This is a genomic window from Chitinophaga alhagiae, assembly GCF_003568665.1.
GTDB lineage: Bacteria > Bacteroidota > Bacteroidia > Chitinophagales > Chitinophagaceae > Chitinophaga > Chitinophaga alhagiae.
The window spans coordinates 567686-586311 of sequence record NZ_QXMH01000003.1; the positions used below are offsets into that span (position 1 = coordinate 567686).

Sequence of the window (18626 nt, forward strand, 5' to 3'; positions counted from 1 at the left end):
ACATGTTACTGATCGCAGACAGCGGCTCCACCAAAACAGCGTGGTGCCTTGTGAATGAAGCGGGAGAAGAAAACTATTTCAATACGGAAGGGTATAATCCTTTCTTTGTATCCACAGATTACGCAGCCGGCTCCATCAGGGCCAGCTTTCCCGCCGAGGTCGATATCAACGCCGTTTCGCGGGTATATTTTTATGGCGCGGGCTGCCAGGACGGCAAGGAGCTGGATATGGAAGCTGCGCTGCGCCAGGTATTTACACACGCCGCGCACGTTTCCGCGGAGGTTGACCTCTTGGCCGCCGCGCGCGGCCTGCTGGGCAACTCGCCCGGCTTTGCCGCCATACTGGGTACCGGCACCAATACCTGCCTGTACAACGGGCGCCAGATATCAATGAACATAGACTCCCTCGGGTTTATGCTGGGCGATGAAGGGAGCGGTGCGGCCATCGGCAAAAAAATATTGTCAGATTTCCTTCGCCATAAAATGCCGGGCCATGTGCGGCAATTGTTTGAGAGCACTTACGGGTTGAGTGAAGCAACCATTATGCACCAGGTATACAAAGAACCATTGCCCAACCGCTACTGCGCCGGTTTCACCAGGTTCCTTTCCCTGCCTGACATAGATGAGGCTTATGCACAGGCGGTACTACGCGGCGCTTTTTCCGAGTTCTTCACCAACCTGGTCAGCTGCTACCCCGGTTACCGGGAGTATGCTTTCAACTGCGTGGGCTCGGTGGGTTATCACTTCCGGGAAACGCTGAACAGTGTTGCCGCCGCGTTTGGGATGCAAACAGGGCTTATTATACCAGACCTGATCGGGCACCTGGTAAAACACCACCGTCAGCCGGTAGCGGGCTGACCGGCGGCAGTTCTCCACAGGTGCAGGCAAAAAAGGCAGAATTGTCTTACCTTTTAACCGAGATGAAACTGACAGACGCTATTTCCCTGCTCAAACCCGCCCATCTTGAGCAACCGCACCCACAGCACTGGGCCGATCTCGGCAGCGGCGAGCTGCTTTTTACCCATGCCCTGGGCAGCCTGCTGGCGCCGGGCAGCCGCATATTTGCGGTAGATAACATTGCCATGCCCCCGGAAAAAGGCCCGGTAGAAATTGTACCGCTTAAAGCGGACTTTGTACTGGATGAACTTCCGCTGGAAGGCCTGGACGGCATACTCATGGCCAATGCCCTTCACTACGTGGCAGACCCTGCCGCCCTGCTTCGCAAAACCGCCCCGTTTTTCAGGCAGCGCCCGCTCTTTGTAGTAGTGGAGTATGATACCGAAGTACCGGTGCCCGTATGGGTGCCCCACCCTGTTTCTTTTTCCCGGCTGGGAAAACTGGCGGAGCAATTGGGGTACGCGGACGTAGCGCGGCTGGGCAACTATGATTCCCGGTACGGCGGCGTGATGTATGCCGCGGTGGTGAGGGGATGATGCGGGCCCAGCCCGATTACCAGAATATTTTTTATTTTAGCGGCCTGTAGCATGAAGCAATTGCCGTAGAGCACGTGAAATATCACGAACGGTAAACCATGCAAAAAAGACTTCCCGTAAACATCCGGGAAACAGACGCTCACCTGTTTGAGCCAGCCCTTGGCTTTGAAGCGCAGCCACCCGTCACATACCGGTTGCGCAATGCACAGGTGCTGAAAGGCAGCATTTTTGACCCGCACCAGCGGCGGTTCCATATTAGTTTTTCACATATACGCCCTGTACCCGCCAGGCGGCTGTTCAAAAAGCTGCTGATGCTGCCTTTGCCCGGCAAACAACTTGCAGAGGCTATCTGGATAACGGACGAGTGGAGCCGGGAATATTTTCACTGGTTCTCTGATGCCCTTCCGCGACTAATGGCGGCTGAACAGTCAGGTTTCTACGGCCCGGTGCTGCTGCCGGAACACTATGCGCAGGTCCCTTTTGTACCACCGTCTCTCCACATGCTGGGCGCTACGCCGCTACACTACGATCCCCATAAAAAGCTGACGGTCAGCGAGCTGATAGTACCCGCCCATGCAGCGCCAACCGGGAATTACAACCCACAGCTGATCAACTTGCTGCGCAGCCGGTTTAACGCCGGTCATCAGAATGCTGCAGGTAAAAATATTTATGTGAGCCGCGCCAAAGCGGCCAAACGAAAGATCATCAACGAAACTCAGGTGGCGGGCGTATTTGCCCGCCACGGTTTTGAGGTACACATTTTTGAAGATTACACTTTTGAGCAGCAGGTACAACTGGCCCGCTCCGCGAAAGTGCTGGCAGGGCTGCATGGGGCCGGGCTTACCAATATGCTGTTCATGCCCCGGGGCGGCAAGGTATTGGAACTTCGCAATGAACAAGACAGTCACAATAACTGCTTCTTTGCCATGGCCGCCGCGCTGGAGCATGACTATTATTACCTGCTCAGTAAAGGCACTTCAACAGACACCTACCATGCTGATTTTTATGTGGACGTGGCTCCGCTGGAAGCCGTGGCAGCACAGCTGGCAGCAAGTTAGCGGGAAAGGGCCGGCTGATGGCCGGCCCCGCCAATATCTATTTCCACAAAGGGTTCTGCTCCATGGCCTTATTCAGCGACATTTCCAGGCTGGGAATTGGCAGCAGCTTGTGTTTCTCCGATACATTATTATACCCGCGCGTGGCGTACCGCAGGTTGGTGGGGGCCCCCTGCTGAATATCAGCGCCCACGGCCTTCATCACGGGTAAAAAGATCCCCCAGCGGATGAGATCAAATTTTCTCAGCGCTTCAAACGCCAGCTCACGGGCGCGCTCCTGCTGCATTTCTTTCAGAAAATCTTCCTGCCCCAAACCGGGCGCCAGGTCTGCCTCTTCCGGATTGGTTGCGCCGGGCAGCAGCTTGCCGTAACCCCGCCGCCTCACCTGGTTGGTGGCCTCATAAGCCCTGGCGGAAGGCCCGCCGTTCACCGCGTTATCTGCCTCGGCGTACATCAGCAGCACATCGGCATAGCGGATGATCGGGAAATTGGTAGGCCCGTAATCCGTATTGCGGGGCAGCGCGGTCTCATATTTGCGCCGCCATTTGCCGCAGCTGCGGGAATAAATGTCTGTGGCGGCTTTGGGCACTTCTTCGGTACCGTTGTTGCTCCTGAAGCTGTAAGGCGCTATACACCAGTCGCGCCGCAGGTCGTTTACATGGTACATCCTGTACAGCACGGCCGTAACGCCAATGCGCTCGTAGGCATAGCCTGCAATATTATCGCGGTTGAGGGTGGATGCATAGTTGACAAAGCGGCTGCCCATTTTGAGCGTGCTGTTATTGTTACCGTAAAATTCAATTTCCCAAAGCACTTCATTGAACTGCGTGTCGTACAGGTCTGCGCATTCGTTGATGAATACCTGCTTGTAGTCAGGGTTCAGCTGGTGTATGCCGGATTGTATTACGCTATCTGCCCAGCCGCGCGCATCCTTGTATTTTTCCGTGTCTTTCAGCGGCTCCCCGGCCATGGTCAGGCAGACCCTTGCCAATACCCCCATGATGGCGGTTTTAGACACATGTGTAGGTTTGCCTGTTACCGTATAACTGTTCACCAGGTCTTTGGCCACGGTCATATCGCTCAGTATCTGCCGGTACACCTCACTGGCAGGCGTACGGGGATTGTCTGTGCTGCGGCTGTCTACAGACGGGTTGAGCAGCAGCGGCACGTCCCCGTACAGGCTCACCAGCTGGAAATACATGTAGGCGCGGAGGAACAGCGCTTCTCCGCGTATCACGTTACGGGCGCCTTCGTCCATCACCGGTTTGCCGATGTTGGCCAGCAGGTAGTTGGCGCGGTTGATGCCCATGTAAAGATCGCGCCACACGTTATTAACGTAAGTATCCGCGGTGTTATGGTCATACGCCATGGCGTTGGCCGTAGAGGTAGTGGACTTGTAAAACGCCTCATCGCTGCCATGCGCCAGGAAAAGTGACAGGTACAGGCCATAGGTGGCATCCTGCGCCAGGGCATTGTACACCCCGGCCAGCGCTTCATTCAGCTCCTGCTCCGTGCTGTAGAATTGTTCGGGAGAAGAAAAATCCTGCGGTTTGGTGGCCAGGAACTTTTTACAGGACACCGTGGAAAATAATATGATGCCAACTAACAATACAGTTGCCTTTTTCATGCTAATTCTTTTTATAAGGTCAGGTTGAGGCCGAAGGTGATGGTTCTTGCGCGCGGGTATACGGAGTAGTCGAAGCCCGGCGTAAGGGCAGACTCAAAGGCAGACACCTCCGGGTCAAAGCCGGAATAGTTGGTCCAGGTAAACAGGTTCTGCGCGGAAGCATATACCCGCAGGCTGGAGAGCCGTATCCTTTTCAGCAGCTTTTGCGGGAAGTTGTAACCCAGCGCCACCGTTTTCAGCCGGAGGTAAGAGCCGTCTTCCACCAGCCGGGAGGAATACCCGAAATCCGCCGGGCCCAGGCCATTGGTGCGGAAGTAGGTATTGTTCTGGTTATCCGGCGTCCAGCGGTTGAGGTAGGTGGCAAACATGTTCTGGTGCATTCTGCCGCCGCCTTCAAAAATGATGCGGTTGGCATTGAACACGTCTTGCCCTACGGAGTACTGAAAAAACACGTTCAGGTCAAAACCTTTCCAGGAAAAGTTATTGGAAAACCCGCCCAGGTAATCCGGGTTGGGATCGCCTATCACGGTGCGGTCATCGGTATTCACCACACCATCGTTATTCCTGTCCTGGTACTTGATGTCTCCCGGCTGCGTAAGCGCGCGGTTGGTGCGGTAGGAGGCCACCTTGTCTTTCAGCACGTATACGCCCGGGCTGGTCTCATCAAAATCGCTGTACTGGTAATTCCCTTCCCAGGTGTAGCCATACAGCTGCGCAATGGGCGCGCCTATTTCCGCAATGTAGAGCGGCACCTTGCTGTAGTCCAGGTTCCAGGAGAGGATAGACAGCAGGGAGGTTTGGTTGTCTGCCAGCTGGAGCAGCCTGTTCTTGTTGAAAGCGATATTGAAGCTGGTGTTCCAGGTAAAAGCGCGGCCGCTCAATATGTCTGCGTTGAAGGTAAATTCAAGCCCCGCGTTCTCCACTTTGCCGATGTTCTTGAAAGCATTGGAGAAGCCCATGGAGGTGGGCACCTTGGCGTCCAGCAAGAGGTTGGAGGTTACTTTTTTATATGCGTCTACCTCCAGGGTGAAGCGTTGGTTGAAAAAGCCGAGGTCCAGGCCGAGGTTGGTCTGGCTCGTGCTTTCCCATTGCAGGCTTTGGGTGCCCAGCTCAGACAGCACAGCCGCCTTTACCGGCTGGTTGTCGAAGCTGTAGGCGGTAGCGGCCGGCAGGGTGATGGCGCTGAGGTACGCAAAATCATCTACCCGGTTGTTGCCGGTTACGCCGTAACTCAGTCTCAGCTTGGCATTGGAGAGGGCCCGCAGGCCCTTCATGAAATTTTCCTCACTGAGGCGCCAGGCAACGGAGCCGGAGGGAAAATAGCCCCATTTGTTGCCGTCCGAGAACCTGGAAGAGCCGTCTGCCCGCATGGAAGCGGTGAGCAGGTATTTATCACGGAACGTATAGTTCACGCGGCCCAGGAAGGAAGCGAGCGCGGAAGAGGAGGCTTCGGAGTTGACCGTTACCGGCGTGCCCTCCCGCAGGCCGGCTATGCCCAGCGCTTCATTGGGCACCTGGTTGGCCGCATGGCCGTACTGCGCTATGTCAGATTGCTGTACCGTAAAACCTGCCACGGCGTTGATGCGGTGAGAGCGGCCCAGCTGTTTGTTGAAGGTGATGGTGTTCTCGTTGAGGTAGCTGTTGCGCTCCACAAAATTCACCGAGCCGTTGATGCCATAGTTTTTGCCGGCCTGTGTTTTCGGGCTGCCGGAAGGTGTTCTGGAATTATTGAACGCTTCGCGGCGTACCTTGTCTTTCGTCATGCCCCCTGTTATGCGCAGCTTGAAATGCTTGCCGATGTTGTGTTCCGCAAAAACGTTCACCATGGTGATGTCAGACACCAGCCGGCGGTGCTCGTTCTCCGCAGAGGTGATGGGGTTGAAGCGAAAATCTCCCAGGGGGTCAACCACGTCGTCCACATCATCTTCCAGCAGGTCTGAAGAACCGCCTGAAACAGGGCGGTAGCCCCATACGCTGTACATCAGGTTGGTGGAAAACACGGCGCCCCTGCCCGTTGCCGGCGATGTGCCGAACTTGTTGAGGTGGCTGAGGTTGGCGTTGATGCCTACCTTGAAATGCTTGTTGATGTCCTGCTCAAGATTGAACCTTCCCTGGTAACGGTTGTACCCGGTATTGACGATCACGCCGTCCTGGTTGAGCAGTGAGCCGGAAATAGCATACCGGGTGGTTTTGGTACCGCCGGTGATCGAGATAAAATGGTTCTGCATGGGCTGCACGCCAAATATCTCGTCTTGCAGGTTGAGCCCTTTCACGTTCCTGTAATCTTCCAGCGTTTTACCGTTGGCGAGGTACGCGGCGGTGGCCAGTACACTGTCACGCTCCAGCTGGTACTTCACAAATTCATAGGGCGCCATCAGCTCCATCTGCCGCAGGTTCTGCTGAATACCGTAATACCCGTTATACGTGATCACCGGCGGCCCTTCCTTTCCTTTTCTGGTGGTGATGATCACCACGCCGTTAGCGCCACGGGCGCCGTAAATGGCAGTGGCCGAAGCATCTTTCAGCACTTCTATGCTGGTGATTTCCGCGGGATTGATGGCGTTATTGTCAGGGCTTTCCATAGGAAAACCGTCTATGACGTACAGCGGCGAATTATCCTGCGTAACGGAGTTATTGCCGCGGATCACTATTTTCATGTCCGCTCCCGGCTGCCCGTCTGAAGAGCTGACCTGCACGCCGGCCACACGGCCCGCCAGCGCTTCCTCAAAAGACCGTACAGGCGCTTTCTGGAAGTCTGCCATTTTCACGGAGCCGATGGCGCCGGTGAGATCGCGGCGGCGTACTTCGCCATAACCGGTTACCACCACTTCCCTGATAGCGGCGGAAGTAGGCTGGATGTATACCTCCAGCGAGGGGCCGGTTATCGTCACTTCCTTTTTTTCATACCCGATAAAACTCACCGATACGGTAGCGCCCCTGGACGCGGCAATGGTGAAACGGCCCTCCTGGTCTGTTACCGCGCGGGCATTACTGCCCTTTACGATAATGGACGCGCCAATAATGTTTTCGCCCGTTTCATGGTCTGTTACCCTGCCCCTCACAGTACTGTCTGCCCGCTGCTGCGCAGGCTGCGCCTCCTTCTTTTTGATAACGATCATTTTGTTATCAATAAAAAAGCTCAGCGGCAAACCGGCCAGGCATTTTTCCATAGCCTGCTCTACCGTAACGTTCTTCACCTGCAGGTCTACCTTGCCGGCGGCGTTGAGCAGGTCTTTGTCATACATAAAATCATAGCCGCTCTGCACCCGGATCAGCCGCAGGATCTTTTCCAGCGGCGCATTTTTTTCGTTGATGGTAATGCTTTGCGCAAAACCCGTGGTAGCGGCGGCCTGTAGGGCTGTTGAAAACAGCAGCATCAGCAAGAGCTTCATAACAAGCGGAAATTTAACGGCATAGCGGTATCGCTTACCATGTGCGGTAATTTTTGAGAACATTCAATTGCGTTATTTTAGTTGATAAAACCGGCGCTCATTCATCAGCGTTGGCCGGGGCCTCCTGGCTTATTTGGTCACGGTGATCGTCCTCCCTTCTATTTTAAATTTAACATCTCCTGTTACTTCCAGCATTTTCAGCACTTCCGGCAGGTTGCGCGAGCGGGATACTTCCCCCCCGATGTGTAACGCCCCCGGCGTGTGGTCATATACCACCTCAACATCGTACCAGCGGGAAATAGTGCGCATAACGGCGGCAAATGACTGCCCGTTGAACACAAATTCCCCGTTTTTCCAGGCCGTTTCCGCGGCCGTCTCCACCGGTACTACCCGCAGGCTGCCGCCCTGCACCAGGGCTTGCTGGCCGGGTTTGAGCAAGGTGCCGTTCACTTTTACGGCCCCATGCAGCAGGGTGGTCTTCACCTCTGGTTCATCCGCGTAGGCGTTAATATTGAATTGTGTGCCCAGCACCTGCACCGTTTGCTGGTGGCTGGTTACCATAAATGGTTTGTTTTCATTGGCCGCTACATCGAAATAGGCCTCCCCGGTCAGCTCCACTTTCCTTTCCCGGAGGCCCGCAAAGGTAGCGGGGAATACGAGAGACGACGCGGCGTTCAGCCATACTTTGGTGCCGTCTGGCAGGTCTATCCGGTACTGCCCGCCGCGGGGGGTGGAAATGGTATTGTATTTCCCTTCCTGCACGCCCGCGTCTGCCGGCTGGTACACCAGCTGGCCTTCTTTTGTTTTGACGATGCGTACGCCCGCCTGCTGCGCCAGTTCACCCTCGGCGGCATCTGTCAGGGAGATCTCGCTGCCGTCTCCCAGTTTGAGAATGGCTTTGTTGCCGCCCGGTGTGATAGCGGCCGGTTGCCTGTCTGCAACAACCGTAGCTGCGGGGCGCTGAGCCAGGTAAAAGAGCAGGCCTCCAGATAACAGCAGCAGCACCGCCGCGGCAGCCGCCAGTTGCCGCCAGTTGCGCAGGCTGCGTTGTATGGGCGTTGAACGCACCAGGCCTGTTCTGGCCGCAATGCCCTGCCAGATCTGCTGGTTCAGGTGCTCGAAGAACTGGTCGTCCCCCAGTTTTCTGCCGGCCGCTTCGGACTCGTACCAACGCTCTACCATAGCCCGTTCTGCCGCTGTTGCGGTACCACTATTGTATCTTTCCAGCAGCCTTGCCGCCTGTTCCTGGTCCATCGTAGTAGCTGATTTAATAAATAGACAAACGGAAAACGGGGAGGGAGTATTCCGGGAGAAAAAAATTCTCAGCGCAGGTAAGCAAGCAGCACAATGGCCACCGTACCACCATCTTTCAGGTTGAGCCTGATCTGCTGCAAGGACTTGTGCATCTGTTTTTTTACCGTTTTGTCAGAGATGCCCAGGCGCTGCCCTATTTCCTTGTAGGTGAGGTTTTCTTTCCGGCTCAGTTCAAACACTTCTTTCATGCGCGGCGGCAGAGATCGTATTTCCCGCTCAATGGCCGCCGCCAGGTCTTTTTCCTGCAGCAGGTCTACCGTGTCATTGCTGTATTCCCCGGCAAAGCGGGCCAGGGAGTCAAGATAGGCGCCGTGGAACTTGTTTTTCTTCAGCAGGTTCAGCACCCGGTTGCGGGCGGCTACGTAGAGGTAACCGGCTATGTTGGAATATCCTTCTTCTTTTTCCCGTTTGAGCCAGATATCGCTGAACACTTCCTGTACCACATCTTTTGCATCTTCCTCGTTCAGCAGCATTTTGTATACATGCCCGTAAATAACGCGCCAGTGCCGTTCGTAGATATGTGCAAAGGCAGACTGGTCACCAGACCTGAGCAGGGTTGACAGTTCTTCATCCGTTAGTCTGCTGTACGCGTCCATGAATGCTGATATTTGGTTGTTGTTTAACTGCTGTTGGCAATATAAGAGGCGCTATAAAATTAGTCAATCAGGCAATATTACCGCATTGTTTTGGCTGGTTTTATCATTTATCTGGCGCCGGCAGCTATATTTACAGCAATTTTTGCACAAATTTGTATTAAATACACCCTACAATGAAACACGTTTGCCTTGCCGGCGTCATCACGCTTTTTGTATTTACGGGCTGCGAAACCACCCAGCAGATCATCAACAACCTGCCCAATACCACCACCGGGCAGCCCAACAGTTTCCAGATAGCCTCCGGCCTGCGGGAAGCGCTCACCATCGGCACGCAGCATACGGCCAGCCGTCTTTCGGCCCCCAACGGCTTTTTTGCGAACGCCGTGCTGAAAATACTGATGCCGCCGGAAGCGCAAAAGGTAGAGTCTACCCTGCGCAGCGTTGGCCTGGGCGGCGTGGTAGACAAGGCCGTGCTGGCTATGAACCGCGGCGCGGAAGAGGCAGCCAAATCCGCGGCCCCTATCTTCGTGAACGCCATCAAACAGATGAGCATTACAGATGCCCTCGGCATTTTGCGGGGCGGGGATTTTGCCGCCACCAACTACTTCAAGCAAAAGACCACTGCCGCGCTCACCAGCGCTTTCAGTCCCGTTATTGCCAATGCGCTGAAAAAAGTAGACGCCACGAAATACTGGTCAGACGTGTTCACGGTATATAACCGCTTCTCCAAAACGCCGGTGAATACAGACCTCACCGCATATGTTACGGAGCGGGCCATCAGCGGTATTTTCCATGAGGTAGGGCTGGAAGAGCAGAAGATCAGGAGAGACCCCGCGGCGCGGGTAACAGAATTGCTGAAAACGGTATTCGGCAGCCCGCTGGCCCAGAACAGGTAAAAGCAGGAATTATGATATGCAAAAAGGGCTGTCTCAACAGTAATTTTTACCTGATTTTATTCAGGTATTGATGGAAAGATCTTTCGTTTACGCGATTCTCAAGCCCATCAAATTACTTTTGAGACAGCCCTCTTTCTTATACAGCCCTGCCGGTTACAGGGAAGCCACTACTTTTTTGAACTGCTTTGCCATTTTGTCTGATACGTTCTCAGGCTTGAACTGCACTTTCTTCACATTCCCGCCCAGCAGCGTTTTATACCATACCAGCGAGCCCAGGTAACAACCGGCGGGGTTGGCGTGATTGGCATCAAACGTGAATTTGCCTTTGTTCCAGCCGTATCCAACATGCAGGGAATTGGTCTGGTCAGGCAGGTTGGGAGACTGCGGCGCATCAAAATTATACGCGGGATCTTTTTTGTAGGCCCATTTCCTGTTGGCAGCCATGGCCCGGAAGGCATCTCCCGTAGGGATCACGCCCAGGTTAAGTTCCTGTGCAATAAGATGGTAGGCGGCTCTTACATGCTGATGCATTTCAACATCGGTTTTAGCACGCTCCTCTCCTTTTATTTTCCCGAAGGCCTTGGCGTCGTTACGGTAAGCCCATATCTGGTGGATGTAGATCTTTGCGTTCGGCTGGAGAGATTTGATCAATGCCACCAGGCGCTGCGCATACGGGCGGTAGGTATCAGGGTCTCCGGAGAGCAGGGAATATTGCTGGATGGTCACAATGTCCCAGGTGCCGTCAGACAGCATTTCGCGCAGCGATTTGCCCTTGTAGGCCTTTTCATTGGCCTCAGCCAGTTTCCAGTGCCGTTCCACCGAGCAGCCACCCAGCTCGGCGCGGCCCAGCTCCAGTTCATAACCGCCCTCTTTGGCCAGCTGCGGCAGAAAATAGGCTGCATTGCCCGAAAAGCTGTTGCCGATAATAAAAAGACGGGTTTTCTTTCCCGTCTGTGCCTGTACGGTAATGCATACACTCAACAATACATACAGGAGAAATTGAAATCTTGATAACATTATGCGTGGTTTGTTTAGACGTGTACGTTATGAAACGGCAATTTATTAAATAAAGGATGGAATAAGGCATCTTCTGCAAGCGCAGCTGGATTTTTCGCGGTTAATAAAAAAAATGCATTAAAAATTATATTAAATATTTTATTTTTCTAACCTTTGACATAACTTATTCCATACCACTGCTTATTCTCGTTTCAATCATATACCTATGTTGTTTTTTTAGATTATTGTAAGCAAACTACCGGGCTAAGATCCCGATGCATATCTCCTTGGTTACCATGCCTTTTTGACAGCAAATCACGCTTACTCCAAATTACTTTTGATGGCAAATCTCTACTTCCGTACCCGGATGTTAATAAACATCCTCCTTTTAGCTGCTACGTTCCTTCCTGTTACCTCCCGGGCACAAACATTTCTTTCGGCGGGAGATATCGTTTTTACCGGCTATGACGCCACGTCTCCTCCCGGTGCCGGCAAGTTCTCTTTTGTGCTGCTGACCAATATCTCTTATGGAACAATCATCAGCTTCACTGACAGAGGCTACACAGGCGCCGGGTGGTGGCCGGCGGGAAATGACGAGTCTACCATACAGTGGATAACCAACAGCGCTTTTCCGCTAGGTACAGAAATTTATATTGACGGGCTTGCCGTCTATGTTTACAATCCTGCCTCGTCAGCTCTCACTCGTGTTGGTACGGCAACCCTTACCGAAGGTACCTCACCAGGCGGGCTTTCACTATCCAATACGGGTGACCAGATCATTGCTTTCCAGGGCGGCGGGGGCAGTGTTGCAGGCGGAGGCGCGAACCTTATTGCCGGTATCAATTATTTTTACACGCCCGGTGCCACCACGGCCAGCTGGAATGTGGATGAGGCCGCGGGGCCTGACGCATCAATGATGCCGCCGGGTCTTGTAGGAGGCACCACCGCATTCTACACAGGTCCGGTAACAGGTGGCATCCAGGCACAGTCAGGAAAATTCAACTGCACGGGGGTACCGTCCGGTTCTTCCGCAAACATACGCCCGGCAGTAATGGACATGCCAAACTGGATACTTGGCACCGCTCCGGCAGGATTGCCTTCAACCTGTACTTTTGTTTTATACTCGCCGGTAGTTACCTCACATCCGCCTAACAGAACTGTATGCGCAGGAAATAGTACAACATTTTCAATAACAGCGCCCGCAGCTACTTCTTACCAATGGTACTTAAATACCGGTGTAGGTTTTCAGGCTTTGTCGAATAGCGGGCACTATTCGGATGTTACTACAAACAAACTTACCATCACCGGCGCAACAACGGACATAAACGGATACCAGTACCGTTGTGTGGCTACCAACGGCGCGGGGTCTGCAACTTCCAGTCCGGCTACACTTACGGTAATAAGCATTGGTACGTCCGGTACTCAAACAGATGTATCGTGCTTTAACGGATCAAACGGGCAGGCCAAGGTGACACCATCAGGAGGTATTAACCCTTATACTTATTCATGGTTCCCATCAGGCGGAACGGGTGCCACGGCATCAGGGCTTGCGCCGGGCAACTATACCGTAACCGTTACTGACAATGTTGGCTGCCAGGCAACGAAGAACTATACTATTACAGCGCCGGCCGCTCCTTTGTCCGGGACCGCAACAGTTACCCATACCACTTGTTTTACAGCGAGTAACGGCGCTATCGACCTCACCCCTTCAGGCGGTACGCCGCCATATACCTATAACTGGGGAGGCGGGGTGACTACAGAAGACAGAACAGGTCTTGCAGCAGGTGCTTATTCGGTGATCATCACTGATAACAACAGCTGTACCGTTACCGTTAATGCAATAGTTACCCGACCGGGGCCGCTATCAGGAACTGCCACTGTGACCAATGTGTCCTGTTTTGGAGGGAGCAACGGTGCTATTGATCTTGCCCCTGGAGGCGGTACGCCGCCATATACCTATAACTGGGGAGGCGGTGTAACTACCCAAGACAGAACAAACCTTGCGCCGGGCGCATATGCGGTGCTCATCACCGATGCCAACGGCTGTACCAATACCGTGAACGCAATAGTTACCCAACCGGGGCCACTATCAGGAACTGCCACCGTAACCAATGTGTCCTGTTTTGGAGGGACCAACGGTGCTATTGATCTTACCCCTGCAAGCGGTACACCACCATATACCTATAATTGGGGAGGCGGCATCACAACACAAGACAGAACGGCCCTTGCACTGGGCGCGTATTCCGTTGTCATCACCGATGCCAAGGGCTGTACAAATACCGTGAATGCAATAGTTACCCAACCGGGGCCACTATCAGGAACTGCCACCGTAACCAATGTGTCCTGTTTTGGCGGGAATAACGGCGCCATCAACCTCACCCCTGCAGGCGGTACATCTCCATATACCTTCAATTGGGGAGACGGTGCAACTACACAAGACAGAACGGGCCTTGCAACAGGTACTTATTCTGTTACCATCACCGATGCCAACGGCTGCACAAATACCGTCAATGCCACTGTTACCCAACCTGCGGCCGCCGTATCAGGAACAACAGTGGCAACCAATGTGTCTTGCTTTGGAGGAAATAACGGCGCTATTGACCTCACGCCCTCGGGCGGTACGCCCTCATATACCTACAGCTGGGGAGACGGTGTAACTACACAAAACAGAACGGCCCTTGCGGCGGGCGCCTATTCAGTAACCATCACCGATGCCAACGGCTGTACCAACACCGTGAACGCGATAGTCACCCAACCGGGGCCGCTATCAGGAACTGCCACCGTGACCGATGTGTCTTGTTTTGAAGGGAATAACGGTGCTATCAACCTCACTCCTGCAGGTGGCACATCACCATATACCTTTGACTGGGGAGGCAGTGTAACTGCAGAAGACAGAACAGGCCTTGCGGCAGGCGCTTATTCCGTGACCATCACCGATGCTAATGGCTGTACAAATACCGTCAATGCCACCGTTACCCAACCGGCGGCGGCGGTATCAGGGACAACAGTGGTAACCCATGTAGGTTGTTTTGGAGAAGCCACCGGCGCTATTGACCTCACTCCTGCAGGCGGTACAGCCCCATATACCTACAGCTGGGGAGACGGCGCAACTACACAAGACCGAACAGGCCTTGCGGCAGGCACCTATTCAGTGACCATCACCGATGCCAATAGTTGTACAAATATTGTGAACGCCACCGTTACCCAACCGGCAGCGGCTGTATCAGGGACCGTGGTGGTAACTAATGTGTCTTGCTTTGGAGGAAATAACGGTGCTATCAACCTCACTCCTGCAGGCGGTACATCGCCATATACTTTTGACTGGGGCGGGGGTGTAACTACGGAAGACAGAACGGGCCTTGCAGCAGGCGCTTATTCAGTGACCATTACCGATGCCAACGGCTGTAGCAATATCGTGAATGCCACCGTTACCCAACCGGCGGCAGCGGTATCAGGAACAACCATCGTGACCGATGTAACTTGTTTTGGAGGGAGCAACGGCGCTATTGACCTTACTCCTGCAGGCGGTACATCGCCATATACTTTTGACTGGGGAGACGGCATCACTACAGAAGACAGAACAGACCTTGCAGCAGGTGCCTATTCCGTTACCATCACCGATGCCAATAGCTGTAGCAATATCGTGAATGCCACCGTTACCCAACCGGCGGCAGCGGTATCAGGAGCAACCATCGTGACCGATGTAACTTGTTTTGGAGGGAGCAACGGCGCTATTGACCTTACTCCTGCAGGCGGTACATCGCCATATACTTTTGACTGGGGAGACGGCATCACTACAGAAGACAGAACAGACCTTGCAGCAGGTGCCTATTCCGTTACCATCACCGATGCCAATAGCTGTAGCAATATCGTGAATGCCACCGTTACCCAACCGGCGGCAGCGGTATCAGGAGCAACCATCGTGACCGATGTAACTTGTTTTGGAGGGAGCAACGGCGCTATTGACCTTACTCCTGCAGGCGGTACATCGCCATATACTTTTGACTGGGGAGACGGCATCACTACAGAAGACAGAACAGACCTTGCAGCAGGTGCCTATTCCGTTACCATCACCGATGCCAATAGCTGTACCATCACGGTGAACGCAACAGTTACCCAACCCACTGCGCTAACCACTACAGTTGCCGCCCAGGCTGATGTCAGCTGCCATGGAGGCTCGGATGGTTCCGCCACCGTAGCGGCGAGCGGGGGAACAGGGTCATACACCTATTCATGGTACCCTTCTGGCGGCACCGGCACTTCAGCTTCAGGACTTGCGGCTGGCAGCTACACCATAACAGTAACCGATGCCAACGGATGCGAGGCCACCCAAAACGTTACGATCTCCGCTCCGGCTGCCCCACTCGCCGCAGTAGCAGCCTCCCAGGAAAATGTATCCTGTAACGGAGGCGCCAGCGGATCTGCTACCGTATCCGTCAGCGGCGGTACGCCTGGTTATACCTATTCATGGTCCCCATCAGGAGGTGCGGATGCTATCGCTACAGGACTTTCGGCAGGGAGCTACACCGTGACCGTAACGGACGCCAATGGCTGTATTACAACCAGCACCTTTAATATCACCCAGCCGTCCGCTATAAGCGTTACCACATCGCAAACAAACCCGCTTTGCAACGGTGATAACAGCGGCACTGCCACCGTAACCGCATTGGGCGGCATAGCGCCATATACTTATTCATGGTCTCCTTCAGGTGGTATGGCGGCTACTGCTACGGGACTTGCAGCAGGCAACTATAGTGTAACCGTAACGGACGCCAATAGCTGTACCCTGATACAGGGCTTTACAATTACAGAACCGCCCGCCCTGGATGCCACTGCAGGCGTACAAACCAACGTAACCTGCAATGGTGATGCTACAGGTTCTGCTACCGTAGCCGTAACAGGGGGCACGCCGGGTTATACTTACGCATGGAACACTATCCCCGTTCAAACCACTGCAACGGCAACAGGACTTGCCGCAGGCACGTACACCGTAACAGTAACCGATGCGAATGATTGTACCGATACGCAAAACTTCACCATCACGCAGCCTGCGGCAGTGAATGCAACGGCAGGTACCCAAACGAACGTGGCTTGCAACGGCGCTTCCACAGGTTCCGCTACCGTAGCGGTAACAGGCGGCACGCCGGGTTATACTTACTCCTGGAACACTATCCCGGCCCAGACTACCGCCACCGCTACCGCGCTGGCCGCAGGGACTTATATAGTAACGGTAACGGACGCCAACGGATGCACAGACACGCAAAGTTTCACTATTACCCAGCCCGCGGCCTTAACCGCTACAACATCGCAGACCAACGTGTCTTGCAATGGCGGCGCTGACGGAACGGCAACTGTTACCGCGGCGGGCGGTACTTCCGGTTATACCTACTCCTGGAATACAACGCCGGTGCAAAGCACAGCCACAGCTACAGGGCTTCAGGCAGGCACTTACACGGTAACCGTAACGGACGCCAACGGATGCACCAATACGCAAAGCGTCACCATCACCCAGCCGGCGGCGCTCAGCTTAACGCTAACGTCCACAAGCACAAGCTGCCCGGGGTATAATGATGGCACTGCCACGGTAACCGCATCTGGCGGTGTTGCTCCATATGCTTACTCATGGAACACCACCCCGGTACAAACTACCACAACGGCTACCGCGCTTGTTGCAGGCTCATATACCGTGCAGGTAACGGATGCGAACGGATGTACGGCCACACAGGCCATCACCGTTAATACCACCCCGGATGTTACACCGGCTGTACCAGACGTAGCTAACCTGCCAACCATTACCCGCTACTGCCAGGTGCTGCATGAAGATATCCCGGCGCCTACGGCCACTGACAACTGCAACGGCCGGATTACAGCCACCACTACAGACCCGCTTGACTATACCGCCCCCGGAACATACTCCATCACATGGACATACAACGACGGTAATGGCAACACTTCTTCACAAACGCAGACCATTGTTGTAGAAGCGTCGCCGCTGAACCAGGTAACATTCAACAACGCCGTGTTTACATACAATGGCAGCGTTCAGTCCATCGCGGTCAGCCACCTTCCCGCAGGCGCAGCGGCAGCCTACAGCATTGCCCCGGCAACAGGCAGCGGTAACGGCGCCATCAACGCCGGCACATACACCGTAACCGCTACCCTGACCCCGCCAGCCGCAGCTCCTGGCTGCGGCCCCGTTACACTGACAGCTACGATAACTGTCAACAAGGCTCCGCAGATTATTACTTTTGATGAAATACCTGTCAGGAACCTTGAAACAGACCCGGACTTCCAATTAGGCGCTACCGCGTCTTCAGGACTTGATGTTTATTATACCTATAGCTTTTCAGCAGCACAGCCACCGGCTACAATAACTGCGGGAGGTTTTGCGGATATGCTAACATCCGGCCAGGTGCTTGTTACGGCGCACCAGGATGGTAATGAAAACTGGCTGCCCGCTGTTAGTGTGGAGCAGGCAATGACAATTGAAAGCAGCAATGCGGCCATATCAGCCATCACGGTTGGTAATAAGGCCTATGCTAACCCGTCCCGGGAAATCTACTACCTGATGGGCTGTAACGACAATACAGATGCAATTGACATCACCATCACTACAGAAGCTAACGCGGACGTGTCACTTTCCCATGAGTTCACTATCCAGACCCCTGCCCCCGGTATCTATACCCGGGATGTAACAGTTGTCTCCCAGGATGGCTCGGCAACGCAAACCTATACAGTGGTGATCGAAAGACATATGGACCTGTTCAGCATTGCAAGCAAGCAGTTTGGCAGCGTGCTGATCGTAAATAACAATCCGCAAACCAACGGCGGCTACCGGTTCATAGCTTATGAATGGTACAGGAACGGCGTGCTTGTGGGTACCGGGCAGTACTATGCAGGTGACAACAACGCAACCGGCCCGTTAACAGCTGAATACTATCTAAAACTGACAACAGCTGATGGCGATGTACTGCAAACCTGTATTGCACCAATAACGCTTGAAAGCACCAATGCAGCCAGGTTATACCCTAACCCGGCCAGGGCAGGCGGCAGCATCACTATTGAGGTGGATTTCCCTGTTGAGGAGCTTGCGCAAATGCAGATAGATATCTATTCCCTTACAGGCAAGCTCATCACAACACAAAGGTCCACAACGCCGGTAACGCAGGTACAATTGCCCGGAGCCATGGCCGGCGCTACTTATATTGTTGCCATTAAAACGCCCAATATCAGGAAGACGCTGAAGGTGATAGTACGCAAATAACTAAAAATGAGCAATGGGCTGCGGAATGTGTCCGCAGCCCATTTTCATACCCGC

At 54.0% G+C, this 18626-nt stretch carries 10 protein-coding genes; 5 read left to right on the top strand and 5 right to left on the bottom strand.

The window, feature by feature from the left end; translation table 11 throughout:
* The first annotated feature begins 2 nt into the window (after positions 1-2).
* The 3 genes from D3A97_RS18540 (at position 3) to D3A97_RS18550 (ending at position 2490) form a co-directional block, all read left to right on the top strand.
* Entirely contained in the window at positions 3-857 is an 855-nt protein-coding gene (locus D3A97_RS18540) for an N-acetylglucosamine kinase (protein ID WP_119080005.1), read from the top strand.
* Positions 858-898: 41 nt separating this feature from the next.
* On the top strand, positions 899-1432 hold the full coding sequence (locus tag D3A97_RS18545) for a class I SAM-dependent methyltransferase (RefSeq protein ID WP_157986621.1): 534 nt from the start codon (positions 899-901) through the stop codon (positions 1430-1432).
* Between the two features lie 98 nt (positions 1433-1530).
* On the top strand, positions 1531-2490 hold the full coding sequence (locus tag D3A97_RS18550) for a glycosyltransferase family 61 protein (RefSeq protein WP_119080007.1): 960 nt from the start codon (positions 1531-1533) through the stop codon (positions 2488-2490).
* Positions 2491-2527: 37 nt separating this feature from the next.
* Here D3A97_RS18550 and D3A97_RS18555 read toward each other — a convergent pair whose 3' ends face one another.
* From D3A97_RS18555 to D3A97_RS18570, 4 genes are all read right to left on the bottom strand, one after another.
* Positions 2528-4114, bottom strand: a complete 1587-nt coding sequence (locus tag D3A97_RS18555; protein WP_119080008.1) for a RagB/SusD family nutrient uptake outer membrane protein — start codon at positions 4112-4114, stop codon at positions 2528-2530.
* Between the two features lie 11 nt (positions 4115-4125).
* The gene (locus D3A97_RS18560; RefSeq protein WP_119080009.1) at positions 4126-7506 is read right to left on the bottom strand and encodes a TonB-dependent receptor; all 3381 of its coding nucleotides are present in this window, start codon (positions 7504-7506) and stop codon (positions 4126-4128) included.
* Between the two features lie 129 nt (positions 7507-7635).
* Entirely contained in the window at positions 7636-8760 is a 1125-nt protein-coding gene (locus tag D3A97_RS18565; RefSeq protein ID WP_119080010.1) for a FecR family protein, read from the bottom strand.
* A gap of 68 nt (positions 8761-8828) precedes the next feature.
* Positions 8829-9416 carry an RNA polymerase sigma factor gene (locus D3A97_RS18570; protein ID WP_119080011.1) on the bottom strand — a complete coding sequence of 196 codons (588 nt, stop codon included), beginning with the start codon at positions 9414-9416 and terminating at the stop codon, positions 8829-8831.
* Between the two features lie 173 nt (positions 9417-9589).
* Here D3A97_RS18570 and D3A97_RS18575 point away from each other — a divergent pair, with 173 nt between their 5' ends.
* On the top strand, positions 9590-10312 hold the full coding sequence (locus D3A97_RS18575) for a DUF4197 domain-containing protein (RefSeq protein ID WP_119080012.1): 723 nt from the start codon (positions 9590-9592) through the stop codon (positions 10310-10312).
* A gap of 153 nt (positions 10313-10465) precedes the next feature.
* Here the strand turns inward: D3A97_RS18575 and D3A97_RS18580 are convergent, their stop codons facing one another.
* Positions 10466-11329 carry a DUF4886 domain-containing protein gene (locus tag D3A97_RS18580; RefSeq protein ID WP_119080013.1) on the bottom strand — a complete coding sequence of 288 codons (864 nt, stop codon included), beginning with the start codon at positions 11327-11329 and terminating at the stop codon, positions 10466-10468.
* Positions 11330-12365: 1036 nt separating this feature from the next.
* Here D3A97_RS18580 and D3A97_RS18585 point away from each other — a divergent pair.
* Positions 12366-18572, top strand: a complete 6207-nt coding sequence (locus tag D3A97_RS18585) for a T9SS type A sorting domain-containing protein (RefSeq protein ID WP_262697058.1) — start codon at positions 12366-12368, stop codon at positions 18570-18572.
* Positions 18573-18626: the final 54 nt, after the last annotated feature.

Coding starts and splice junctions, on each gene's coding strand:
- D3A97_RS18540 (WP_119080005.1), top strand. CDS start 3: ATGTTACTGATCGCAGACAGCGGCTCCACCAAAACAGCGTGGTGCCTT.
- D3A97_RS18550 (WP_119080007.1), top strand. CDS start 1,531: ATGCAAAAAAGACTTCCCGTAAACATCCGGGAAACAGACGCTCACCTG.
- D3A97_RS18555 (WP_119080008.1), bottom strand. CDS start 4,114: ATGAAAAAGGCAACTGTATTGTTAGTTGGCATCATATTATTTTCCACG.
- D3A97_RS18560 (WP_119080009.1), bottom strand. CDS start 7,506: ATGAAGCTCTTGCTGATGCTGCTGTTTTCAACAGCCCTACAGGCCGCC.
- D3A97_RS18565 (WP_119080010.1), bottom strand. CDS start 8,760: ATGGACCAGGAACAGGCGGCAAGGCTGCTGGAAAGATACAATAGTGGT.
- D3A97_RS18570 (WP_119080011.1), bottom strand. CDS start 9,416: ATGGACGCGTACAGCAGACTAACGGATGAAGAACTGTCAACCCTGCTC.
- D3A97_RS18575 (WP_119080012.1), top strand. CDS start 9,590: ATGAAACACGTTTGCCTTGCCGGCGTCATCACGCTTTTTGTATTTACG.
- D3A97_RS18580 (WP_119080013.1), bottom strand. CDS start 11,329: ATGTTATCAAGATTTCAATTTCTCCTGTATGTATTGTTGAGTGTATGC.
- D3A97_RS18585 (WP_262697058.1), top strand. CDS start 12,366: ATGCCAAACTGGATACTTGGCACCGCTCCGGCAGGATTGCCTTCAACC.